Consider the following 25374-nt stretch of genomic DNA (forward strand, 5'->3'; position numbering starts at 1 on the left):
GGGTCATTAGCTCAGTTGGTAGAGCAGTGGACTTTTAATCCATTGGTCGATGGTTCGAGTCCATCATGACCCACCAYKTTATAAGYTTTAGAATTCAYRTYTGAGCRGGTCATTAGCTCAGTTGGGTGAAAAAGACCGAAGCWTCGCTTYGCAGCTTTTRAACRCGAGTCAGGACGRCGAGYYGGAACMCWCYTTCAGGAYGAATTAATGRCACTTTTWATGYTTGAGCGGGTCATTAGCTCAGTTGGTAGAGCAGTGGACTTTTAATCCATTGGTCGATGGTTCGAGTCCATCATGACCCACCACGTTATAAGCTTAAAAACTTATCTTTTAGTGTAAATCAGGAAGGTGAGTTAAACCTTTTCTTAAAAAGCATCATTCGCATTTTAAATGCTTGAGCGGGTCATTAGCTCAGTTGGTAGAGCAGTGGACTTTTAATCCATTGGTCGATGGTTCGAGTCCATCATGACCCACCATCCTCACAAGCTTCATATATTATTCAAATTACTTCCTTAAACTCGTCACTTTGAGCTAAACAATCGCTAGGATTCATACGCTATTTTTCGTATAATTCCATCTAATTATGCAATGTGGACTAGTGGTTGAGAAATGAGTCTAGCTGAACGTATTATGCCGGAAGATTATATCTTCCCACCAAAACCTGCCCCTCTTACCGTCGAAGAAAAAGCAGAGTATAAAGCGCGTATCAAAGCGCTGTTAGTTGAAAAAAATGCGGTACTCGTTGCCCATTATTATACAGATCCTGAGATCCAAGCACTTGCCGAAGAAACTGGTGGCTGTGTGGCCGACTCTTTAGAAATGGCACGCTTTGGTGCTAAGCAAGAAGACAAGGATATGATCATTGTTGCCGGTGTTCGTTTTATGGGCGAGACAGCAAAGATCTTAACGCCGCACAAAACAGTTGTTATGCCAACACTTGATGCAACTTGCTCGTTAGATGTCGGTTGTCCAATTGACGAATTTTCAGCATTTTGCGATCAGCACCCAGATAGAAAAGTCGTTGTTTACGCAAACACTTCAACTGCAGTAAAAGCAAGAGCTGATTGGATCGTAACGTCCTCTTGTGCACTTGAAATTGTTGAGCACCTTGACGAACAAGGCGAGAAAATCATTTGGGGACCAGATAAGCACTTAGGCTCTTATATCCAAAAGAAAACCGGTGCGGACATGATTATGTGGAATGGCGCTTGTATTGTTCATGACGAGTTCAAAACTAAAGCGCTAAGAGACATGAAACAGCTTCATCCGGATGCTGCTGTGCTTGTTCATCCTGAGTCACCTGCGGAAATTGTAGATTTAGCAGATGCAGTAGGCTCGACAAGCCAGTTAATTAAAGCGGCACAAGAAATGCCGAATCAAAAATTTATCGTAGCGACAGACCGCGGCATCTTCTACAAGATGCAGCAGCTTTGCCCAGAGAAAGAGTTCTTCGAAGCGCCCACCGCTGGTGAAGGTGCAACGTGCCGTAGCTGTGCACACTGTCCGTGGATGGCAATGAACGGCTTACAAGCAATTGAAGAAGCACTTATCAGTCCAAAAGGAAAAGAAGTCTTTGTTGATATGGAACTGCGTGAAGGTGCGCTACGTTCGTTAAATCGTATGCTAGATTTTTCAGCTTCAATACCAAAGTAGTTGGATTTATAGCCAGATAAATTCAAAAAGTAAAAAACTACTTGATAAAGTGCGAGGCTTTTCATAGTATTAGCCCCGCAATTCAGTGCGGAGAGATGGCTGAGTGGCTGAAGGCGCACGACTGGAACTCGTGTATACGTTTGTAGCGTATCGAGGGTTCGAATCCCTCTCTCTCCGCCATTCTTCCTGATTAGAACCAATCACTTATATCACTTACCCTCTTTTTTAGTCGCAAAAGTTTAAAACTGAGTTTTAATCACCAACGATAACACTTTCTCAAATTCAATGCGTGCTCCTGCATGTCGACTTGACAAGGTTTTCTCGCCTCAAAATAGACCACTTAATTAAGAAAATTGGTATTACAGGCACCGAACAAAGGTATTTTGGAAAAGCTGTGTGTTTAATACTCCGGCTCTCGGAGCGTTAGCATAATCTGTTAGACCAACTGATATAAAACTGGAGCAATTAATGCTCGCCCTCGTCACTATTTGATGCTTCATTGGCATCTTGTTGGGCTGCAATTTTCTCACGTTCAGCTTTTGAGATGTAGCGTGGCTTATTGCTTTTATGAAGTTTAGCATTTGCACGCTTGTCTTTTTTCTTTAGTGTTTCGTAAATTTTCTTTTTGCGATTCATGTTCGAAGCTCATGGTAAATGAAAGACTATTTTACCTCAGAGTAAATCGGTTCAACAATGGTAAATGTAATGCCACTCTTATCAGTGCTGTGGATAATTAATACTATTAAAAGGAGAGGTGACAAAATTTCCCGCTTAATATTAGCAAATAGTGACTAGCACCAATTAATTTTAATAATTGCTCAATTTGAAGGCGTAAATCTGACGCTAACAGCGTTAAAAACTTCTTATTTACAACAAGTAAATAAGAAGTTTTTTCTGCCCACATGGGTATAGTGAGCTCAGCGTCAGCAGGGGGGGCGGAGTTAGCGGCAAGGTCTTCTCGCCTTCAAAATAGACAGCGTAACAAAGATAACTAGTATAAAAATCGTATTATACAGAGCCTTTAGTCAAATTGCTGATAATGGATATTGGCACGGTGGTGCTTCAGCTTGGTCTACTTATCAAGGGGTAAGGGAAGCGGCTAAGGTTTGATCAGCGAGAGCTTGCAATTCAGCGCTGTTACACTGGGTTGCAGAGTATGTTCGAATACCGTAAACACACATAATAAAAAATCGTGCTTTGTTCGTTGCAGCTTCCTCACTCATGACTTCGCTATCAGGCCATGGAGTCAAAAACTGCTGTTTTATCAACGATTCAAACTGTTGCAAGTGGGTGCTTAGTGCACTTTGGATCTCTTTATCCTGTTCACCAATTTCATTGAGCGTTTTAGTCAATAAGCACACTTTTTTTGACTCGTCGCCAACACACTCATTGGTTAGATCTTGCAAAAAACGCTCAAGTGCACAGCGAAGGCTTGTACTGTTTTCAAATAGTTGCTGATAATGCGCTCGTCTATCTGCCTGATATTGTTCTATTGCAGCAAGTAACAACCCCTTTTTGTTTTTAAATGCACAGTAAATAGAGCCAGGGTGTAGCCCAGTGACTTCAGTCAGTTTGGGCATACTGGTTTTGTTGTAACCGTATGTCATAAATGCTTGCATTGCATTTCTTAATACGGATTCTCTATTAAACTCTGCTGTTCTCATTGCATACCTATGACTATCAACTACAAATTCCGCCGCCATTATAACAAATGTCATTGGGTTTGATGGTAGCAATAAAAATAAAAGAAAGGAAATTACTTGAATAATGATTCAAGAATACATATCTTGAATGTATATTCAAAAAAGGAGATCCCCAAATGACCCAAGTACTTTTTGAGACGCTAACTCTCAACGACAGCATCACATTGAACAATCGCATTTTAATGGCACCTCTAACGCGTTGTATGGCTGATGATGAACTCGTGCCAACAGCCGATATGGTGAAATATTACGCCAAGCGTGCAGGAGCTGGTTTGATCATTAGCGAAGCGACGATTATTCGCCCTGATGGCCAAGGTTACCCGAATACTCCAGGGCTGTTCACTCAAGCGCAAATTGCGGGCTGGAAAAAAGTAACAGATGCTGTGCATGCTGAAGGGGGTAAAATGTTTGCACAGTTATGGCATGTGGGGCGCGTTGCGCATCCGCATTTTTTTGATGGAGAAGTACTAGCCCCTTCTGCAATTGGTATTGAAGGCTCTGTTCCTAGAATGCGTGAGCTGACTTATCAAACTCCAAAAGCGGCAACAAAAGCAGACATTAAGCAGTTAGTTGATGACTATGCAAAGGCGGCAGAGAATGCCATTGAAGCAGGTTTTGATGGCGTTGAAATCCATGGTGCTAATGGGTATTTGATTGATCAGTTTCTACACTATGCAGCAAACCAGCGCTCAGATGAGTACGGTGAAACACCAGCAAATATGAGCCGTTTTGCACTGGAAGTAACAGATGCTGTGATTGAGCGCATTGGTTCGCACAGAGTTGCTTTACGAGTGTCACCTGGTGCCTACTTTAATATGGAGGGCGATAAAAGAGACAGAGCCGTTTTCGATTACTTAATCACCGAATTGAACGCTCGTAATCTTGCTTATTTACATCTTGGTATTTTTGATGACGCTATGGAGTTTGACTATTTAGACGGACGTGCATCTGCTTATTTACGCAAAGTATACGATGGAACTCTTGTAGGAGTCGGCAGTTATACAGCGGAAACTGGTGCTAAAGCAATTGAAAACGACCAATTTGACTTGTTAGCAATTGGCCGACCTTTTATTGCAAATGGAGACTATGTTGAAAAGATAAGAGCAGGAGAAGTACTCGTGGAATATAACGAGTCTATGTTGGCGTCACTAGAATAAAGAGGCGACGATTTTCGTCAATAAAAAGGAATCAACTCTAAAAATGCCGAACCCTTACGTTTGGCATTTTTTTATTTGTGGCATAAGCTTAACGCATATCCGACATGCTATCACTTATGGTGTTAAATATAGGTGCTCTGTTTTTTTGAGTGAGGTAGGCTATTAACTCAATATTTTGCTAATCATTATTCAACTGCTTAGAGCTTTATTATTAACATTGGTACGAATAAAGGCGTATTTTTCGGTTTATTTGTTCACCAGTTATGTAATAATACGCAAGCAGAGTAGTTGTGAGTGCGTCAAACATGCAAGAAGATTTACTTAATTCAGTTATCAAAATCACAAAAACGCGAGATGTTGATTCTCTCGAATATAGCTTGGTATCAACCATTCAAGAGTTTATAGGGTGTGAAGAGGTCGCTGTTTTTAAAGACCTACTTGTACCTGGTGAGATAACAATAGAAAGAAGCTTATTGCTGAGAAAGCTCTCTGATAAAGAGTTTGATTGGGAAGAAAGAAGCTTGATAAAAGAGCCTGATAAAGAGCTTATTTCTTGTTTGCAGTCAGCATGTATTATCACAGTGCAGGCAAAGGACGGTACCGAGCGTCGCTGGGTGCCTATTAGTCTGCTCGATAAGCCCGTCGGTGCCATTGCCGTAGTGAGTAACGGTCTGTCGAGTTCTGATCAGGTTCTATTGAATGCGTTTTGCCGTATTTTCGAAAACTACCTCACTATTCTTCATGAAAACGAGAGAGACAAGCTGACAGGTCTACTCAATCGTCAAACCTTTGAAAAGCGCTTAAAGCAGCTCATTGAAAAGCAAGTTATAAAGCAGCATAAAACCGTATGGCATGGTGACGTGCGCTCAATTCATAAAGGGGCGACATCTTGGCTTGCGATAATGGACATTGACCACTTTAAAAAAGTGAACGATAACTACGGTCATGTATGCGGAGATGAAGTCTTGCTTTTGCTTGCTCAGCGTATGCGCCAGTTTTTTCGCTCTACTGATTTACTTTTTCGTTTCGGCGGTGAAGAGTTTGTGCTGGTATTTGAACCGACCGATTATGACTCGATAAAAGCGAAAATGGACGAGTTTATGGATCTTGTCAGAAGTACACATTTTCCGTTCGTGAAAAAGCTAACAGTAAGCGTTGGCATGTCTCGAATAAGCCCTTATGACTTTCCTATTACGGTCTTAGAAAATGCGGATAAAGCATTATATTACGCTAAAGAAAATGGGCGTGACATGCTATGTTTTTATGAAGCACTTCTTTCAGAGCATAAAATAGAAATACCAGAAGGTAACACGGATATTGATCTGTTCTAGTGACTCTTATTAGTATAAAGCACTGAGTATGTCGTTTTTATATGCACCTAACAGCCTAAAAGGTGCTATTACTACCGCTCACAGGGAGATTCAGATACACTTAACCTAGCGTTAAACTGCATGGCAGACAACATGTTACACATCATTCAATCAAACAGAATGGAAATCTTGCAGGCGCAACTCTGCACGTTGATAAAATCCGCTCCGCTTACCAATCCTTTTGCCAAAGAAACGGTATTGGTACAGTCCCCAGGTATGTCCGAGTGGTTAAAACTTGGTATGAGTCAGCACTTGGGGATCAGCGCACAAGTAGATTTTCCTTTACCCTCCAGTTTTATTTGGAAGTTATATCAACGTTTTATCGACGATGTGCCAAGTGAGTCCGCGTTTAACAAAGGTAACATGGCTTGGAAGCTTTTTACGATATTACCTACTTGCATTGACAACCCAAATTACGTTGCGCTAAAGCGCTATTTGGGAGAAGACCCTTCAGGAATCAAACTATTTGCGTTATGTGAAAAAATTGCTGACGTATTTGACCAATATTTGATGTACAGACCTGAGTGGATAGAACTTTGGGAACAAGGTCACGATAGTCTCCTAGATGTTGATGTGGCTGCTATTGCACCTTGGCAGCCAGATCTTTGGCGGCGCTTGGTAAATCACGTGACTAAGCTTGAGCAAAGCCCATATCATCGCGCTAACATGCATGAGCAATTGTTACAGGCATTGGATCACGCTGAAGCAGAGCAACTTCCAGAGCGGATCTGTATTTTTGGACTGTCGGCCATTGCGACAAGCCAGCTAGAGATCTTCCAAGCGCTTGGTAAGAAAACCAATGTATTTTTGTTTTTTTTCAATCCCAGTGAACATTATTGGGGGGATTTGGTTGATGAAAAAACACAGGCCAAAGTTGCAGCAAAATATGCCAAAATGCCTGAGCTTGAAGCGAAAGATGGTGAGTATTATTACATTGGTAATCCGCTATTGTCGTCGTGGGGGAAACTGGGGCGAGATTACTTTGAACAGCTACTACAGTTAGACGCGAGTTGGATTGATGGCTTTGATAGTGAATTTAACGATCATCTGTTGGGTCTGGTACAGCGAGAAATTTACCAATTGGCATTTAAGGGTGAATCATTAACTGCCGATCCAAACTGGTTTGTCTCTGAAGAAGGCAAATTACCAATTCCAGCGCATGACCGCACTTTAGTATTTCAAGATTGCCATACTCCACTGCGTGAAGTGGAACGGTTACATGATTATTTACTGAATCTTTTTGAGCAACATCCAACACTTACCCCCAAAGATGTAATCGTAATGATGCCTGATGTTGGTGCCTACTCACCCTTCATTAAAGCTGTTTTTGATAGTACGGATGAAGCAATTCGCATTCCATACGCGATCTCGGATTTAGCGATTGAACAAGAGCGACCTATACTTACATCCTTTGTTACTTTAACCGACCTACCTCATAATCGCTTTTGTGTGTCTGACATTTTAGATTTGTTGGGGGTGGCACCGATTGCGGAGCAGTTCGATCTTGAAGCACATGAATTTGACCTGATCCGCTATTGGCTTGAGCAGGTGAACGTAAAGTGGGGCTTGAACGAGCAGCATAAGAATGAGTATGGGCTGCCTAAAATATCGCTAAACACATGGCAACACGGTCTAAACAGATTGCTTTTAGGTGTTGCGACTAACGACGAGCTTACCTCGTTTGCATCAATTTACCCAGCTGATGAAGTTGAAGGCATGTCGGTGGCTGTGCTAAACAAGCTGATCGGTTTTATTGATGCTTTGATATGGTTGAAGCAAGCCCTAAGTAAGGAACAAACGTTAGCGCATTTTGCCACCATTTTGCGTCAAGCAATGGCACTATTTTATTTTGCTGAGTCAGAGCAGAGTTGGGATTTGCTCAAGCTTGAACAGATCATCGAAAATATTGAAAAGCATTATGAGAATGGTGATATTCAAGAGCCTGTGTCGGCAAAGATATTGGCTTATTTGGTCAAACAAGGTGTAAAAGAGAAGGGAGTAGGACAACGCTTTTTAGCTGGCGCTATTAATTTTTGTACACTGATGCCGATGCGGGCAATTCCATTTAAAGTGGTTTGCATGCTTGGCTTAAATGATGCGGACTATCCCCGCACGGTGCAGCCCATAGGCTTTGATTTAGTTGCTCATTCAACACGAAGAAAAGGTGACCGCTCGCGAAAGTTAGATGACAGATATCTATTTTTGGAGGCGCTACTAAGTGCCAGAGAAAATCTCTATATCAGTTATATCGGTCGGTCATGCTTCAATAATGAAGTGCAAGTGCCCTCAGTATTGGTCAGTGAATTGGCTGAGTATCTGGCGCGTAGCTTTTATTTTGAGGATACGCCTGAGCAGCCTGTCGTATCGAGATTAACGCAACAGCTGCCATTGCAACCATTCAATCCCGAACATTTTAAAGCCGGTTCGCTGCAAAGTTATAATAAAACCTGGTTATGGCAACATACAGCGATTGAAAATAAGGCTGAGGACGCGCCGCTTGAGGTACCGCTGGATACCGAAATTGAGTTTAGTGATTTGCTACGCGGAGTCTGCGAACCACAAAAGTTATTTTATCAGCAATCTCTTGGTGTAAAACTAAAGCCCATAGAGGCACTTGCTCCAGACGAGGAACCATTTGCATTAAATGCCTTGGAGCGCTATCAATATCTGGATGAAGTTCTTGAAGCACAACTGCGACAAAAGCCTCTCAATATTGAGCAAATTTTGCAGCGGGGGTCATTACCACAAGCGAACATAGGTAAACTTCAGTTAGATGGGCTTTTGATGCGTATTGAGCCTATGACAAGAGTACTGACTCCTTTACTCTGCGAAGCTAAAGAGCCCATTGAGCTCAAGTTGCACCTCGATAGTCATATTATAGTGGGATGGCTCGATAGTTTATATGAAAATCGCCAAGTGTATTACCGCAGCGCCAGTATTAAGGCTAAAGATTTGATTAAGGGCTTTCTAAACCACTGTGCTGCTTGTGCGATAGGGCAGGAAGTGACGACTTATATTGTGGGTCTAGATCAGAGCATTAAATTTGCTGTGTTGGGACAGCAGCAATCACTTGAATACCTACAACAGTGGCTAGCGTTTTATAAACAAGCGCTCAGCGAACCAGTTCCTTTTTTTGCAAATACCAGCATGGAGTTTGCCAAAACACAAGACCTCAAAAAAGCAGCGAGTAAATTTAAGCCGCAATATATTGGTCGTGGCGAGGGGGAGGATCCCTATGTGCAGCTTTGCTTTAATGATCTCTCTACTCATGAGTTGCGCTTTTGTGAACGAAGCCTCGCTCTACTTGAGCCGATATTAAAGACTGCAACGGAGGTGGCTCATGGAAATGCTTAATCCCGTCACTATGCAGCTGAGCGGGTTAAACCTTATTGAAGCCAGTGCCGGCACAGGAAAGACTTATACTATCACGGGCCTTTATCTGCGCTACTTACTTGGTTTGCGAACACCGGGTGAGCAAACCACTCCATTAAGTGTTGAACAAATTCTTGTGGTTACTTTCACTGAAGCCGCGACGCAAGAGATCAAAGACAGAGTGCGCAAACGTATCATCCAGGCCAGAGATGTATTGCTTGGTGAAACAGTTAACGATGATTTGATAGCCGCAATTTTAGCTCAAGTTACAGATAAAAAGCGGGCTTTTGATCTACTCGATGCGGCGGCTAAATCAATGGATGAAGCAGCGATTTTCACCATTCACGGCTTTTGTCAAAGAATGTTAAAGCAACATGCTTTTGAATCTAAAGTGTCATTTAACCTAGAGTTTATTCTTGATGAAAGTGAACTTATTGAAGCTGCAATGGCAGATCATTGGCGGCGTTTTGTTTACCCTCTAGACGAAGAAAAGACCCAAGCGGTGGTGGAGCAATTTGCTACGCCTTATGCACTTGCCAAGCAAGTCAAGCCGCTACTTAGTAAAGAAAACGCTGATATTAAACCTGCGATGTCGTTAGATGCGGTGTTTGCCGCGCGCGAAAAGTACCAAACGCTAGCACTTTGGCTAAAGGCCGAGATAGTCAAAGCGGATTATCTTAACGTACTTAAAAATGCAGGTTTGGCAGGTAATCGTGCGCCTGGCCGAAAGGCAAATTTACAAGCCCTTGAAGACTATGTAAATAGTGAACAGTGGTGGTTTGAGTTTGGTTCTAGCAATCACTCCTTTGGTTTGTGGGGCAGCGAAAGCTTAGCTGATCCTAAACAGTATAAAAAGAATACTACACCTTTGCAGCATGAACTCATTCGCCATTTTGATACCTTAGCTGAATTACATCATTTAGTGAGTAGTGGCCTCAATATTGCCTTGGTGCGCCAAGCAGTAACTGAGGTTAGTGCATTGCTACGTGCACACAAAGAAGAATATGGACTAATTTCTCCTGACGATTTATTGAAACAGTTACATCAAGCATTGCTAGGTGATAGCGGTGAAGCTCTAGGTGAGAAGATAGCGCAGCAATATCCTGTTGCTATGATCGATGAGTTCCAAGACACCGATCCTGTGCAGTACGGTATTTTTAGAGAAATTTACAAGCGTGAGCAGACCGCTCTGACAATGATTGGCGATCCAAAGCAAGCAATTTATGGTTTTCGAGGGGCAGATATTTTCACCTACATTGGCGCTAAAAAAGGGATTGCAAGTCACAACCAATTTACGCTAGCCACTAATTATCGCTCTGACAGTGATGTGGTGGCTGCGGTAAACACTATTTTCACGCGTCACCCAAACAGCTTTATCTATAACCAAGACATTCCTTTTATTGAAGTCAGTGCTAAAGGCAAAGCGCAGGATGCACGCTTTACCATTAACGGTGAAAAACACACCGCCTTGTGTTTTAGTGCACTGCCCAATGGCGATGAAGCTCTCAATAAAAGCGCAGCACAAGCGGGGTTGAGCCAAGCGTTTGCTGCGAAAGTGGCAGCCTTGATAGAAAAAGGACAAGCAGGGCTTGCTAAAATTGGTGAAGAGCCAGTGGTACCTGCCGATATTTGTATTTTGGTACGTGACCGTATTGAAGCCAGTTTAATGAAACGTGCTTTAAACCAGCGTGGTGTTGCCAGTGTTTATCTTGCCAGAGATAGTGTGTTTAGCCAGCCGTTAGCTATTGCCTTGTATCAGTTATTAGAAGTGCTGCATGGTAGCTATGATGAGGCTGCCCTTAGAGGTGTGCTTGCTGGGCCTTTGTTTAACCTTGAGCATCGTGCATTATTTGAATTGCAATTTAACGAACAAGAGTGGCAGCATTATTTGCAGCTATTTAGTGAGTTAACTCAGTTGTGGTATCGCTCTGGTGCGATGGCGATGTTAGAGCACCTGCTTTGCGTATGTGAGCTTCCTGTTGTTTGGCGGCAAAAGGGGATTGAAGTTGAGCGTTGGCTCACAGACTTTCGCCACTTGGCAGAGCTGTTACAGCATAAGCAGCTGGAGTTGGATGGCAGCGGTCGAGTGTTACGCTGGTTCTTATCACAATTGAATAATGCGCAAAGTGATAGCAGTCAAATTCGACTAGAGAGCGATGCTAACTTAGTCAAGATAGTGACGATGCACGCTTCAAAAGGGCTAGAATATCCTCTTGTTTTTATGCCGTTTGCGCTGGGCTATCGAGAATCAGATACCTGTGTGTACCATCAAGAAGGAAAACTCGTTGTTGACCTTGATGCGGGTGAGGAAGCGAAAGAAAGTGCTGAACAAGAGCGCTTAGCTGAGGATATTCGTTTACTCTACGTTGCGCTCACCCGAGCAGTGCATTACTGTGAATTGGGTCTATACGACATACAGCAAGGCAGAAGTAAAAAATCGGCGCTTCATAAAACTGCGCTGGGCTTTGTGTTATTTGGCGCGCAGACGTTTGATACGGAAAATGAATGGCAAAGAGAATTATCACAGCTTTGTGATACACACACAGCAATGGCCTTCACTTTGGTAGAGCAAGCGCAATACCCCAATCAAATTATTACCACCTCGGCAAATGAAGCGCCATCGCGACTGACTGCCAAAGTATTTACCGGTAACATAGAAAGGCACTGGCGTACTACCAGCTTTAGTCAGCTTAGTTATCATACCCACCATGGTGATAAACCCGCTGGCGCAGTAGATGAAAACCATTTACTCGATTTACCCGAGCAGCGCCAAGAAAGGGAAAAGAATGCCTATACTTTTCCAAAAGGGGCAAAACCTGGAAGCTGCTTGCACGAAATTTTTGAGCTGATTGATTTTACAGCACCGCATGTGCCACAAGGGGACGACAAACTCACGCTCACAGAGGCGGTAGCCAAATCGTTGGACAAATATGGTATTGCCGGTGACTGGCAAACTCCTACAGAGCAGTGGATAGCTAGTAGCTTAGCTACGCCACTACTTCCTCATACTGAACTACAACTTGCTCAGCTTAAACCAGAACATTGTATCGTTGAAATGGAATTCTATTTGCCTTTAAAGCCTCTCAGTGCCATGAAACTTAACAAGATCTTGAGTGATATTACCGGGCAAAAGTCATTTTTAAACTTTGATGATGTAAAAGGTACGCTAAAAGGCTTTATTGATTTGATATTTCAATGGCAAGGGCAATTCTTTATTCTCGATTATAAATCGAACTATTTAGGTGATAGTTCAGACGATTATCAACATGATAACTTAAGTGCGGCGATGTCCTCTCATCAATACCATCTACAATATATGATTTATACCGTTGCGCTGCATCGATTATTAAAGCAACGCCTACCTGACTACCAAGTGCAGCAGCATCTAGGTGGGAACTATTATCTGTTTTTGCGCGCGCTTCCAGATAACCAAGGTATTTTCTTTAATCAATTGAGTGTAGAGCAAGTTTTACAATTGGATGCGTTGTTTGAGGAGTCGGTATGAGTCAATTAAGTATGGACTTTGATGCCTTTGACCATGATAGTTTTATCTCTCTATTAGTAGAGCATAAACGTATAGGAAAAGCCGACTTAGCGCTGGCTAAGTTATTAAATGAACAGCGCCTAGATGATTATTTATATGTCTTTTTGTTGTTGTTAATTGCGCACTCACGCCAGCATAGTTGTTTAGCGCTCGAAGAGATTAATTGGCAAGACCCGTTTGAGCTGAACTATCTTGTTGAAGATGCCAGCCAAGCATTGTCACCTTTTATAAATACGACCATGACAGTACAGGCGCGCTTGCAACACCCGGCTATTGGTGAGGATAAACCGCTCAGGCTTTACGGCAGTAAGCTTTATTTGGCTCGTTTAGCTAATTACGAAGCGAAACTCGCCGGTTATTTTGAGACACTAGCAAGAGCTCAGGTTACATTAGATGAAGAAAAACTCAGCAGCTTGTTAGACTTCTACTTTCCACCGCAACAGGGAACAGAAGAGCTTGACTGGCAAAAAGTGGCTTGTACGCTTGCAGTTGTAAAGCGCTTTTGTGTGATCACGGGTGGTCCCGGCACTGGCAAAACGACCACAGTCACTAAGCTATTAGCGATTTTGCAGTCACTGTATGCACGTGCCCCTCTCACGATTAAACTTGTCGCACCAACGGGTAAAGCTGCGGCTAGGCTAAGTGAGTCTATCATTGGTGCAAAAGCCAGGCTAACCTTACCTTCTGATTTAGCCGAATTAATTCCAGAGCAAGCGCAAACAGTTCACCGTCTGCTCGGCGTGATCCCGAATAGTTTGCACTACCGTCATAATCAAGATAATCCATTACACTTGGATGTACTGATTGTTGATGAAGCCTCTATGGTTGACTTGTCTTTAATGGCAAAGCTGGTGGATGCGTTACCAAAACATGCTCGGTTGATCCTACTTGGCGATAAAGACCAGTTGGCATCGGTGGATACAGGCAATGTACTTAGTGATTTATGTGAGAATTTAACGCTGGGGCAAGTGCCAAACTATAGCCATGAACTAAGCACTAAATTGACCAGCTTAAGTAGGCAAGCGTTACCAAAAGGCGGTCATGAACCTGCCCAATTTATGCTTGAGGACAATCTCGCATTTTTACAAAAAAGCCACCGTTTCGATAGTAATAGCGGTATTGGCCAACTGGCATATGCGGTAAATAGCAACAATAAACGAAAATTAGACGCAGTGATTAAGCAAGGCTTTGCTGATCTGCAACTACATGAGCTCAATAGCGATGCTTATAATGCGCTTATTGTTCGTGCAGCAGCACATTATAAACGTTATCTTGAGGCAATTAATAGTGCACAAAGCGAAGCGTATATACACAGTGAATTTGCCAGTTATCAACTGCTCGCCGCCGTACGCGAAGGGCCATATGGCGTTAACGAACTAAATCGCCGAATTGAACTTAAGCTCGCTCAAATGGGACTTATCCAGCCTACAGGTCGTTTTTATGTTGGTATGCCGATTATGATCACGCAAAATGATTATCAGCTGAAACTTTTTAATGGCGATATCGGCATTATTCTGCGAGATGAGCAAGGAGACTTACAGGCCTCCTTTATAGATGAACAAGGTAACGTGAGGCGCTTTTACCCTGCGAGATTACCGAGCTTTGACCGAGTTTATGTAATGACAATACACAAGTCTCAAGGATCGGAGTTCGCCCATACCGCGATGATCTTGCCTCCAATCCAACGCGCTCAGCAGGGCATTAATCGGCAGCTCATTTACACCGGTATTACTCGAGCTAAAAAACACTTTGAATTAGTTGCACAATATAAGGTTTTACTCAGTGGCATGAACCGCAGTGTGAGTCGCAGTAGTGGCCTTCGGGAGCGACTCTCGTTTACGGAATGAGCCATTACATCAGGCTAGTTAGCGATTTTCATACGCATCATACTTTTTGGCAAATCGTTCAAATGCCGCTCTTAGCTCTGGGTTTTCATTGATCTGCGTTAGGATGTCGGCTTTTTGTGCCTTTCTTTTGGTGTTAGTGACTGAACGAACATCTGAAGCATCAGGCATGGAGAGATACTTTAAAGAATAAGCGGGGTTTTTTAAGTCTTGGATATTAAGCTGTATGTGCTGCTTGGTGAGGCTGTGAAAACTTTCCTTTGTGAATCGAGTTTCGCATTTGAATGATTTTATTTTGCTGCCATGTCGCGGCTTTTTATCACATTTAGTCTTGAATGAATCATCCGAGGCAAACTTGTTGTACAAATCATAAAAGTCTTTTTTGGCACTTTCCATTTCGAGCTTCAAGACATATTGAGGCTTTTCGCCAATGACTTCTATACGTTCAATCACTTGCTGATTGTTGTCATCTACAGATGCGACACTAAACAACGGAAAAGTCGCAACCAGAGCACCTATCAACTGACGTAAGTATACTGATGTCATTATTATTATCCTTATTATAGATACAATTTTAGTTAACGGTATCACAAGCAACCACATTGAACAATAAATAGCCGTATCTGAATCTATCTATTTTATTATTAATTTTTTGTTATTAACTTGTTTTATTTTTGAGGTGTTCTAAGGTTAGAGAGAGCTTAAGAGCTAGCTCGCCCAGTGAGTAGACTTGCCATCAGTTAACACATTAACTGATGGCGTTTTTTTAAAACTTAATTTTCTCTATAAGAGTATTGGGGTCAATTTCCAGCTCATCCATTAAAGACCATCGGGTCTGTTTCTGAATACTGCCYTTACCTAAAATCCAATAATCGTAGGTCTTATCGATATGGCCATTGGTGTGCTGAATAGTAAGCCAAGAATTAACATAACTGAGTAAGTCTTGATTGCGTTTTGCCACTGCAAAGCCTACGGGATATTTCAAGTCAGCACCCTTTGGTACTACAACCCCAAACTGGGGGTAAAACATACTCCAAGCAAAGCCAGCTTCGGCGCTAATCACCAAAGCGTCATATTGATCTGGATGTTCGAAATAGCTTTGTAGGTTGTTAATACTGGATACTTGCACTTTTGGGTTTTGCAGGGCTAATTGTTTGAGTATTGGCGCATACTCCATGTGTGCAAGCTTCAGCTTTTCCAAAGTAAGTAATGCGGACTTGTCTGTGAATCTTTTTAAATCATGATCTTTTGCTAACAAAGCCAGTTGTAATTCCAGTACTTTGTCACTAAAACGTACATTCTGTAAGTCAGTTATATTTATTTCAAGACCTGACATTGCAACATCAAAATAGCCCTTATTGAGGTAGGTTGCTAATTGCGGTTTTTTAAATGGAATAAACTCTACTCGTACTCCCAAATCAGATGCCAATCTATGAGCCAAACTGACATCAAAACCGACCAGTTGATCTTTTTGATTGAAGTAACTAAACGGCACATTATCAACGAGGTATCCAACACGCAGTAGATTACGCTTTTTGATCACATCAATATTGGTAAGTGATAATTCACCGCTTTGGTATGCCTTGGGTACATAGCTAAGTACATGCGCTGGCACAGTATCTGAAATCACCATATTAGCAATCGCTTCATCTGCCGACTTAGTTTGTTTGCCGAGGTAATTATTTGCTGTAAAGCTCAACAACATAAATGCCGGGAGTAAAGCTGATAGTAAGGTCAAATAGTAAACTGATCTTACTCGTTTCAAGTGGAGCTGTTTACGGTTGATAAAAATACACAAAAATACAAAAGCAAAGATATATACCACAGTGGTAGGAGAAACCACTTTGGCAGTCAGTACAGACATAGAGAGGTACAGCTGATAAGTGTCTGCGGGAACGCGTAAAATATCCAGTAAATAGGGAATAGCAATATGCACATTCGCAAAGTAACTCAGCATCGCCGACAAAGACACATTAGGGATTTGTTCGAAGCCGATTTGGTTGCCGGTAAGCCATGCTGCAAAAGAGACGAAAATTAAGGTAGTTAGCTTACCTAAACTTGGGAAGGTATAAGCGATAGGTACGAGCACCTCAGCAATGTGATCAGAGTTTTCATCGCTTTGCTTGATTTTGCGTAAATGGTCTTTTATCCCTTCGGTGATCACTGGTAATACAATAAAAACGTTGCCGGTACTGAATGCGGTGATCCACGCATTGCGCATAACCATGATGAGGTCGCGATACTTTACAGGGGTGAGTGCGGCAACAAGCATAGGGAGCAGCACTAACATCAAATACACGCCGACACATAAAACCACAACCCAGTACACCTGTAATTCAGACAGTTCTTCAGCGCTCATCGTGCCTGCCGTGCTTGCTGTCATAGCAAAAATACCGATAGGGAAGATGGCTATGATCTTCTTCGAAATGACCGACAGACCTTGACCGACGACTTCTAATACATCGAGTAACCGGTTCTTCTTTTGGTTAGAAATAAGCGCCATGCCCAGAGCGATACAAAATATGACTAAGGCCGGTACATTACCTTCTGCCATAGAAGCAAAAGGGTTTGAGGGAATATAATGTTTTACAAAGTCTATTTCGGGCGCTGCTGCAACCAGCGCAGGGGAGAAAAAGGTGCCAGCATCATGCGCTGGTAATGTCATAATAAAGCACCAGATCACGGCAAGACCTATCACCCAAATAGAGAGCATGACTAGCGCCGCTTTTGCAAGAATGCTTTTAACTTGTTCTGGATTAAATTTCCCCAACCCCACGATGAGGCTGACGACGATATAAGGAAGAATAGTGATTTGCATCAGGTTCACAAAACCTGTACCGATAGGCTTTAAAAATGATAACCGTTCACCGAAAATTAAACCAGCAAAAATACCAAGTATGAGCGCCCAAAGCATCCAGTTAATGTTTTTTAGAAAATTAAGCAATTTCGTCATGTGCTCAGTCGAAAAAAGAGCGGTATTTTAATTAGCTTAGCTTAAAACTTACTGAATGTTTGAGCGATTTGATTACAAATCATTGAGTGTTTACTCAAAGTTCATAATCATCCCCATTTTTGGCACGATAGCAGGCTCTTCCCGCGGGTTGTTGCACACCATGATAAAAGCTCATCCACAGCTTTTGAAGCTGGGTTTTAGTCTTTTTCCCAACCACAGATGCCAATGGTGTTTCAACGATGATATCTTCGATATGTGCATTATCAAATTGGCCAAGTGCTCCGCAGCGATTGAAGGTAACTTCAATATGTAAGCCATCGTCTTGCTTTAATAAAATAGCTTCCGGCGCTTCACGGTGACCGCAAAGCGCGACGAATTGGCTACACTTTTTTAAGCCACAATGGGTGCCGTTGGCAAAAAACGCAAGCAGGTGGTTGTAGTAAATCACATAGTCTGTCACCTCCATGTGTGAACCAAATTCTAAAGGACACTGTTCATCAAGATACTGTTTTGCCAGCATTGACTGTTGCGCTTTCGTATCGTCAATTAGTTGCTCTGTATGCGGTTGTAATTGCGCTGCCATGATCCACCTCTCTTGTTCATGTTGTCATAAATTGGGAAATATATTCTGGTTGTTTTGTATACATCTTGAGTGTAAGTTAAATATCTAAATAATTTCACAAAAAGAATTTCACAGTGTGAATTTCACAAAAAGGGGTGTGAAATAATGGCAAAAGCTGCAAGTTTAATTCGAAAATCTCACTTTTTGGGTACGAAAATAAGAAATTTAAGAAAGCGTAACCACCTAACTTTGGAAGATTTATCGGCAAGGTGTGTTAAGCAAGACCCGAGTAGTGCACCATCCGTTTCATACTTATCCATGATTGAACGGGGTCAGCGTACGCCAAGCGAAGCGATGCTAGAAAACTTCTCTAACGTATTTCAAAAGCCGATTGAGTGGTTTTTAGATAGTCAACCTGAGGCACCTGAGATTGCACCTGATAAGGGCAGCTCTGGTGGTATCGTGGGGATGGCGCTAGAGCCCAATTTTTTATTTGAGAAAGACATTTTACAAATCGCTATTCCAGAAATGCTCTCTCAAGCTGGTATTAGTGGTAGGCAGTTTGCGCACCTTCTGATCCGTGCCCATCAAGAGCATCACCAAAATCATTTTCCAGATTTGGAGCGTGTAGCCGATGAAGTTGGCGGTAAAAATTTATATTTAAGTTGTGAAGACCTGATGTCTCTTTTACAGGCCAAGGGACGAAAAGTAGAGTGGTTCGAGCAATCAGGAAGTCTCAATGAGGGAATGGTGACTTCTTACTTTAAAGAGCCAAATGTGGTGTTTATAAATCGCATACTACAATCCCATCCGGCGAGGATGAAATATGACTTAGCCGTTCATATTGGTCATGCAGTGCTACACAATAATGAGGGACTAGACTGTGTACTAAGTACAGGAGAAAGCCGTAAGAATAGTGACAACCCAGACCACGATACGCCAAATGCACAGGATATTCTTGGTGCTTGGCAAGACTTTGAATCAAGTTTTTTCGCTGGGGCACTGCTGTGCCCTCGCACGCCATTTCGACAGCTACTTGAAAGTAGAGGGTATGATGTTCGTGTGCATGAGTCGTTGGGGATTTCTGCGTCAGTAGCAATGCGTCGGATGACTTCCGTATCACCTTACCCGCATTGGCACTACTTTGACGCATATCAGGCTGGAAAGCTAAAAGCAGTATACCGAGGTAATGGGATCCCATTACCGTGGGGCAATATGCGCAGCGTTGCCGATCCTTGTCAGCATTGGGCCGTCTTCAGAAAGTTCCATGATGATAGTAATGCCGCCAGTGCCCAGCTTTCTATTCTGAATGTTAATGGCAAGCCAAGGTTATATTGCTGTGAATCAGTGAAAATCACAGATGTGGCAAATCGTCCTAGGGTGCTCTGCGCAGGTCTTGACTTAAATCCTGCCATTCGGGCTCAAGGTATAGATGCAGACACTTTAGTGGGAGAGCTACAGCAAGCGTGTATCAGTTATGGAGGTTCAAGTGTTGTGCCATACCATATGAAAACACAGTTATTGAGGGTTGCAAAAATTTTGAATATTCAGTGGGTTGAGAGGGGGCTTGAAGGCGCTGTCCGAGTCATATGTACTCGCGGCAAAAGTTGCCCCAGAAAGCCGGGGTGTTATGAACTCTCTTCTACCTGTCACGCTACATAGTTACTGTGCTCTAAACTATGTGCTATTAACGGCTGTAAAGAACATGTTTATTACTTTATGGTTGTTTTGTTTTGTGTAATATTGCGATAAATTGTGTTGATTAAATTCGAACAAAGGTCAGGGTTTTGGAAATTCGTCAAGCAGTGGGTCCATTAACACAAGTCTATTTTAATTTAGTACAAGCTTATGAGGCAGAGTTTTCGGCTCTGACGAAAAAGTTGCCAGATAGTAATGGTGTGTTTCAGTTAGATACGCCACTTGATGAACAACACTTTGGCTATTTGGCATATGAAAATGAATTTCCTGTTGGTTTTATCAATATCTTCAAAGCACACAACAACTTTGAGGTATGTGAATTTTATATTGTACCTGCGGCGAGGAAACGTAAACTCGGTTCTGCTTTTATGTCCAGAGTGTGGCAAATGTACCCCGGCCACTGGCAAATTAAGCAAATTCAAGGTGCTGATCACGCCATTAGTTTTTGGCGTAGTGTGTTGACATTAAACAGCATTGATTACATCGAATCTCAATATCAAGACGATTATTGGGGTGAAGTAAACAGGCAAGTATTTACCATTTAATTGCCCTGTGTGGCCCCAGGCATAAAATCAAGTTGATGTTTTGCCTAGGGCAAGTTGAGCGCCGCGATAAAACACACTAGGGGAACAAAAATCAAACCGCGAAGGCCAACAGGCTCTAGTTGTACTATTAAATTTTGCTTCTAATTAAATCTCTGACAAGTAACCTCGCTGGGTGAATGGCTTGATGAACACGCTCGCTAAACGGTCTTGCCTCGCCAAGTAGACCAGCAACTAAATGTTCTGTTGCAAGTGGTGCACTGCACAGTCCTCGAGCGCCAAAACCTGTAACAATGTGAATTCCTTGATAGGGCTGCGCAGCTTCATCAAAGCCGTAGTGTTTTCCCTTTCGTAAATTGGCAAACGCGGAACAAAATTCCTCATTATGTTGCACTTGACCAAGCATAGGTAAGTGATCGTTGAAGCAGCAACGTACCGCAGCCTTTTCTGAGACAATATCACCAAGACTGTTTACCAAATCTGTATCTTGATAAAAGCCTTCAAGTTGCGCACGGTTGGTCACATTATCCTCAGCCTTTATTGCCCGACTTTTAGTGTTTTTATCAAAGGTGGCTCCCATGCAATGTAGCTCGTCCATCGCGGGGGTAAAATAACCTTTATGACAAAGTACAGTTGTAAGTGCCTTGGACGCTTGACCAGCTTCAATATGAGAAACTTGACCACGAACACCATGCAGTGGCACATGCTGAGTCTGTTCGAAGCGATCTGAGTGCTCACCACCGCAGACAAAGACATCTGAAAAAGGCCCAAACGTCTGCTCTTCGGTATGAAGTATCCAACCTTGGGTCACTTTTTCTAGTTTGATAATATCTGTATCGAAATGTGCCTCAATTGGGGTGAGAGAGTTGGCTGCGTCAAATAACGCTTTTGTTGCTTCTGCCGGGTTTAACCAGCCCGCTTCGGGAATAAAAAGTCCACCGTATGGTAGCGGTGTGTTAGCAATAGCTGACGCTTGCTCGCTATCTACTGGGTATACTAAAGCATGTGGCCAGGCTGCTTTATCGACTAGATTTTGGTGTTGCGTTTGTTTAGCCTTGGTTACTGATTGCAATAGTACACCACACCAGTCGTGTGCAAATTCATAACCACTGCTTGCTAGGTGTTGATATAGACGCTTAGCATACAAAAAGCTGTGAGCGTAAAATTCACTTGGTGGTGTGTTATCTGCTTGTAAGTTTGGATAAACTGCACCTTGGCGATTGTGTGATGCGCCTTTTGCCAGGTCATCATCTTGACAAAATAGTGTTGCATTTAGGTTTCTTTTACTGAGATGGTAGAGCAAGCAGCTCGACGCAATACCACCACCAATCACTGCTATATTATTAAGCTGACGCGGCTGAACAGAGTAATATTGTGGCGTATTAGATTGTTGATTTGCGTGTTTGAGCTTGCCCACAACCATTTCGCGTTTGCGGCCAAATCCTTTCACTTTTTTACACTCAAACCCTGCTTCTTGTAGTCCTCGACGGACAAAACCTGCGGCAGTAAAAGTCGCAAAAGTTGCATTGTCTCGGCTCATATTAGCCATGGCGTTAAATAAGCTTTGTTGCCACATGTCAGGGTTCTTGCTCGGCGCAAAACCATCTAAGAACCAAGCATCAATAATCCCGTTTTGTTCAAAACTTATCTGCGGTAGGTTATCGTGAATATCTCCAAACCATAAATCTAATGTCACTGAGCCACTATCAAATTCTAGCCTGTGGCAGCCCTCAAGTGCCATAGGGTATTGTTGGCAAAGTTTTTTGGCAAGTGGCGCTAGAGTTGGCCAAGCTTGAAGTGCTTTAACTAAATCATCGATATGAATTGGATACTTTTCAAAAGATACAAAGTGAAGTTGGTTAACACTGGCGTCTTTGCTACGCTGGTTAAACTGATGCCAAGCATTGAGGAAGTTTAAACCAGTACCAAAACCCGTCTCTGCGATGACAAATCGATCTTTGCCATGATTTTGTAATCGCTCGTCGATATGGTTTTGAGTATAAAAAACATAATGTGATTCCGCTAGGCCATCATCATTAGAGAAATAGACATCGTCAAAACTATTTGCAACTGGTGTACCTGCATCATTGAAGTGTATTTGAGCGTTTTTTATCATGAAAGACTCTATATCTGACTTGTTATAGTGTATTTTACTGACTTTCTGCGCAATAGTCTGGTTGCATTTTTGTTTATTTAGGTTCAGAGTACATGTGTACGCTGGAAAGCTGACCACTTGACGCTAGAATTCAGCGTATAATACGCATAATTTGTAATATCGAAGGGAATATACCCATGAGAAGAGCCGTTATTACGGGGATCGGTGTCGTTTCGAGCATCGGCAATAACAAGCAAGAAGTTTTAGAGTCATTAAAAGCTGGTAAAAGCGGCATCGCTTTTAATCAGGAGTTTGCAGATAACAACTTACGTAGTCACGTGTCTGGTAATATAGATATTGACGTAAAATCTCTAGTGGACCGTAAGGCACACCGTTTTATGGGAGACGCGGCAGCGTTTTCTTATATTGCGATGGCGCAAGCAATTGAAGATTCAGGTTTATCAGAAGAACAGGTATCAAATGAACGCACCGGCTTAATTGTCGGCTCTGGTGGTGGTTCATCTAAGTATCAAGTTGAAGCTGCTGACATCTGTCGAGAGAAAGGAGTTAAGCGCGTTGGGCCTTATATGGTTCCGCGTACTATGGCTAGTACAACATCAGCATGTTTGGCCACTCCATTTAAAATTAAAGGCCTAAATTATTCTATCAGTTCTGCATGTGCGACCTCTGCGCATTGTATCGGTAACGCGGTTGAGCAAATTCAGTTAGGCAAACAAGATGTACTTTTTGCCGGCGGTGGTGAAGAGCTGCATTGGACACTGGCAATGGAGTTCGATGCAATGGGTGCATTGTCAACCAAGTATAATGAGACACCAGAGCTTGCATCTCGTACTTATGACGCAAACCGAGATGGTTTTGTCATTTCTGGTGGTGGCGGTATTGTTGTGGTCGAAGAGTTGGAGCATGCTCTGGCACGAGGCGCACACATTTATGCTGAAATTGTTGGCTACGGCGCAACATCAGATGGGTATGATATGGTTGCACCTTCAGGTGAGGGCGCTGTGCGTTGTATGAAGCAAGCGATGCAAAACATAAATGCACCAATCGATTACTTAAACACGCATGGTACATCAACGCCAGTTGGTGATGTAAAAGAGCTTGGCGCAATTCAAGAGCTATTTGGAGAAAACTCACCAGCTATTAGTGCAACTAAAGCAATGACAGGCCATGCGCTTGGCGCAGCTGGTGTACACGAAGCGATTTACTCTTTGTTAATGTTAGAAAATGACTTTATTGCACCGTCGATCAATATTGATGAACTGGACGAGCAAGCTCAAGGGTTAGATATTGTAACGCAGCGCCGTGATGGCCCATTGACAACCGTGATGTCGAACAGCTTTGGCTTCGGTGGTACAAATGCGACGCTCGTGATGCAAAAGTATAAAGGTTAAGTTTATACACTGTGTATCAGACATAAAAAAAGCAGGCTAGGCCTGCTTTTTTAATACTTTGTGCTTTAACGCACTTTATGTTTCATTAAACGTTCTTTATCTCGTGACCAGTCGCGGTCTTTTATATCGGCACGCTTGTCGTGTTGCTTTTTACCTTTTGCAAGATAAAACTCAAGTTTGACCCAGCACTTTTTCCAGTACATTGCTGTGGCGATTAAAGAGTAGCCATCACGTTCTGTTGCACCAATCAGACGAGAGATTTCGCGTTTATTTAGTAGTAGTTTACGATAACGAAGTGGATCGCATATCACGTGGGTTGAAGCACTATTTAATGGCTGTATCTGACTTGCCAACAAATACGCTTCACCATCTTTGATATGGATATAAGTATCTGAGATATTAACCTTACCGGCACGGATACTCTTTACTTCCCAGCCTTGTAATTCGATACCTGCTTCGAACTTTTCATGTAGTGAATACTCGTGACGCGCTTTTTTATTTAGCGCTATAGTATTGCTATTTGATTTACTTGAATTTTTCTTTGCCATAATGGCTTAGTCTACCTATAAATCCTGTTTTAAGACAGCGCTTTTTCATCAATGTGGTGTATTTTTACCTAGTCAGTGGCTGCAAACAAGATAAATCTGCAAAACCTTGATAAAATCCCCTTATTAAGAGTTGGAGTGTATATGCCACAGATAGAAAAAAGTGCTTTGGTGATGTATAGCACCAAAGAAATGTTTGAACTTGTGAATGATGTTGATGCGTACCCTAATTTCCTACCTCATTGCTCAGATGCCAAGGTAATCAATAGCGATGAACAGGGAATGACTGCTAGCTTGGAAATATCAAAAGCAGGCTTAAAAAAATGGTTTACCACCAAAAATGAATTCGATGGTAATCGTGTGAGAATGTACTTAGTTGACGGCCCATTTAAATCACTGCATGGTTATTGGGAGTTTACTGAGCTGGATGATCAGGCTTGTAAGGTGAGCTTAAAATTGGAGTTTGAATTTGCCAGTAAATTGATAGAAATGGCATTTGGTAAATTATTCAATGAAGTAGCCAAAAATATGGTATCTGCTTTTACTCAGCGCGCTAAAATCGTGTACGGAGCAAGATTATGATAAAAGTTGAAGTGGTCTTTGCATTACCTGACAAAGCGACATCTGTGTCAGTTGACGTACCAGAGGGAACCTCGGCTGAGCAAGCGGTTTTACAATCGGGCATATTGGATAAGTGTCCAGAGATTGATGCAAATAATTTAACGCTCGGAGTTTGGAATCGCACGGTGAAGCTACATCAAGTAGTGAATGATGGCGATAGAATAGAAATATATCGTCCGCTTATAGCCGATCCAAAAGAAGCGCGCAGACGTCGAGCAGAAAAAGCAAAAGAGGAAGGGCGAGCGAGTAAAATCACTGGAGGTCGTCCAACGACACCTGGAAATAATACCAATTAGACTTAAT

General features: G+C 42.5%; 18 protein-coding genes and 4 tRNA genes. 15 read left to right on the forward strand and 7 right to left on the reverse strand.

The window, feature by feature from the left end; all coding sequences use genetic code 11:
• The 5 genes from EAG18_RS13065 (at position 1) to EAG18_RS13085 (ending at position 1833) form a co-directional block, all read left to right on the forward strand.
• A tRNA-Lys gene (locus EAG18_RS13065) sits at positions 1-76 on the forward strand.
• Positions 77-229: 153 nt separating this feature from the next.
• Positions 230-305 (forward strand) — tRNA-Lys (locus EAG18_RS13070).
• A gap of 95 nt (positions 306-400) precedes the next feature.
• Positions 401-476 (forward strand) — tRNA-Lys (locus EAG18_RS13075).
• Between the two features lie 133 nt (positions 477-609).
• Entirely contained in the window at positions 610-1653 is a 1044-nt protein-coding gene (gene nadA / locus EAG18_RS13080; RefSeq protein WP_125252829.1) for a quinolinate synthase NadA, read from the forward strand.
• A gap of 89 nt (positions 1654-1742) precedes the next feature.
• Positions 1743-1833, forward strand: a tRNA-Ser gene (locus EAG18_RS13085).
• A gap of 285 nt (positions 1834-2118) precedes the next feature.
• Here the strand turns inward: EAG18_RS13085 and EAG18_RS13090 are convergent.
• Positions 2119-2289 carry a DUF2986 domain-containing protein gene (locus EAG18_RS13090; protein ID WP_125252830.1) on the reverse strand — a complete coding sequence of 57 codons (171 nt, stop codon included), beginning with the start codon at positions 2287-2289 and terminating at the stop codon, positions 2119-2121.
• A 443-nt stretch (positions 2290-2732) separates the two neighbouring features.
• Positions 2733-3317 carry a TetR/AcrR family transcriptional regulator gene (locus EAG18_RS13095; protein WP_125252831.1) on the reverse strand — a complete coding sequence of 195 codons (585 nt, stop codon included), beginning with the start codon at positions 3315-3317 and terminating at the stop codon, positions 2733-2735.
• Between the two features lie 155 nt (positions 3318-3472).
• On the opposite strand from EAG18_RS13095, the gene EAG18_RS13100 reads away from it, so the two are divergent.
• From EAG18_RS13100 to recD, 5 genes are all read left to right on the forward strand, one after another.
• On the forward strand, positions 3473-4513 hold the full coding sequence (locus EAG18_RS13100) for an alkene reductase (protein WP_125252832.1): 1041 nt from the start codon (positions 3473-3475) through the stop codon (positions 4511-4513).
• Between the two features lie 305 nt (positions 4514-4818).
• Positions 4819-5844: a GGDEF domain-containing protein gene (locus tag EAG18_RS13105; RefSeq protein ID WP_125252888.1), complete on the forward strand. Its 1026-nt coding sequence runs from the start codon at positions 4819-4821 to the stop codon at positions 5842-5844.
• Between the two features lie 132 nt (positions 5845-5976).
• A complete protein-coding gene (gene recC, locus EAG18_RS13110) occupies positions 5977-9237 on the forward strand; it encodes an exodeoxyribonuclease V subunit gamma (protein WP_185745598.1) in 3261 nt (1086 codons plus the stop codon).
• Positions 9224-12760 carry an exodeoxyribonuclease V subunit beta gene (gene recB / locus EAG18_RS13115; RefSeq protein WP_125252834.1) on the forward strand — a complete coding sequence of 1179 codons (3537 nt, stop codon included), beginning with the start codon at positions 9224-9226 and terminating at the stop codon, positions 12758-12760. The genes recC and recB overlap by 14 nt, the downstream gene beginning before the upstream one ends.
• Positions 12757-14646 carry an exodeoxyribonuclease V subunit alpha gene (recD, locus tag EAG18_RS13120; RefSeq protein WP_125252835.1) on the forward strand — a complete coding sequence of 630 codons (1890 nt, stop codon included), beginning with the start codon at positions 12757-12759 and terminating at the stop codon, positions 14644-14646. The genes recB and recD overlap by 4 nt, the downstream gene beginning before the upstream one ends.
• Positions 14647-14664: 18 nt before the next feature.
• Here the strand turns inward: recD and EAG18_RS13125 are convergent, their stop codons facing one another.
• The 3 genes from EAG18_RS13125 to EAG18_RS13135 form a co-directional block, all read right to left on the reverse strand.
• Complete coding sequence (locus EAG18_RS13125; protein ID WP_125252836.1) at positions 14665-15189, reverse strand: hypothetical protein; 525 nt, start codon at positions 15187-15189, stop codon at positions 14665-14667.
• Positions 15190-15409: 220 nt separating this feature from the next.
• Positions 15410-17596, reverse strand: a complete 2187-nt coding sequence (locus EAG18_RS13130; protein WP_125252837.1) for a cation:dicarboxylase symporter family transporter — start codon at positions 17594-17596, stop codon at positions 15410-15412.
• A gap of 94 nt (positions 17597-17690) precedes the next feature.
• Entirely contained in the window at positions 17691-18179 is a 489-nt protein-coding gene (locus EAG18_RS13135) for a malate synthase (protein WP_125252838.1), read from the reverse strand.
• A 144-nt stretch (positions 18180-18323) separates the two neighbouring features.
• On the opposite strand from EAG18_RS13135, the gene EAG18_RS13140 reads away from it, so the two are divergent.
• Together EAG18_RS13140 and EAG18_RS13145 are read left to right on the forward strand one after the other, a co-directional pair.
• Positions 18324-19820 (forward strand): DUF3612 domain-containing protein, encoded by a 1497-nt coding sequence (locus tag EAG18_RS13140; RefSeq protein WP_125252839.1) that lies wholly within the window; start codon positions 18324-18326, stop codon positions 19818-19820.
• A 125-nt stretch (positions 19821-19945) separates the two neighbouring features.
• Positions 19946-20401 (forward strand): GNAT family N-acetyltransferase, encoded by a 456-nt coding sequence (locus EAG18_RS13145; RefSeq protein ID WP_125252840.1) that lies wholly within the window; start codon positions 19946-19948, stop codon positions 20399-20401.
• A gap of 127 nt (positions 20402-20528) precedes the next feature.
• On the opposite strand, the gene mnmC is transcribed toward EAG18_RS13145, so the two are convergent.
• Positions 20529-22514 carry a bifunctional tRNA (5-methylaminomethyl-2-thiouridine)(34)-methyltransferase MnmD/FAD-dependent 5-carboxymethylaminomethyl-2-thiouridine(34) oxidoreductase MnmC gene (gene mnmC, locus EAG18_RS13150; protein ID WP_125252841.1) on the reverse strand — a complete coding sequence of 662 codons (1986 nt, stop codon included), beginning with the start codon at positions 22512-22514 and terminating at the stop codon, positions 20529-20531.
• A gap of 176 nt (positions 22515-22690) precedes the next feature.
• Here mnmC and fabB point away from each other — a divergent pair, with 176 nt between their 5' ends.
• Positions 22691-23905, forward strand: coding sequence for a beta-ketoacyl-ACP synthase I (fabB, locus tag EAG18_RS13155; protein ID WP_125252842.1), 1215 nt, complete (start codon positions 22691-22693; stop codon positions 23903-23905).
• A gap of 65 nt (positions 23906-23970) precedes the next feature.
• On the opposite strand, the gene smpB is transcribed toward fabB, so the two are convergent.
• Complete coding sequence (gene smpB / locus EAG18_RS13160) at positions 23971-24453, reverse strand: SsrA-binding protein SmpB (protein WP_099640520.1); 483 nt, start codon at positions 24451-24453, stop codon at positions 23971-23973.
• A 141-nt stretch (positions 24454-24594) separates the two neighbouring features.
• Here smpB and EAG18_RS13165 point away from each other — a divergent pair, with 141 nt between their 5' ends.
• Together EAG18_RS13165 and EAG18_RS13170 are read left to right on the forward strand one after the other, a co-directional pair.
• Positions 24595-25032 carry a type II toxin-antitoxin system RatA family toxin gene (locus tag EAG18_RS13165; protein ID WP_125252843.1) on the forward strand — a complete coding sequence of 146 codons (438 nt, stop codon included), beginning with the start codon at positions 24595-24597 and terminating at the stop codon, positions 25030-25032.
• Complete coding sequence (locus EAG18_RS13170) at positions 25029-25367, forward strand: RnfH family protein (RefSeq protein ID WP_125252844.1); 339 nt, start codon at positions 25029-25031, stop codon at positions 25365-25367. Before EAG18_RS13165 ends, EAG18_RS13170 begins: the two co-directional genes overlap by 4 nt.
• Positions 25368-25374: the final 7 nt, after the last annotated feature.

The sequence above is a fragment of the Pseudoalteromonas sp. J010 genome (assembly GCF_003934235.1).
Classification (GTDB): domain Bacteria; phylum Pseudomonadota; class Gammaproteobacteria; order Enterobacterales; family Alteromonadaceae; genus Pseudoalteromonas; species Pseudoalteromonas peptidolytica.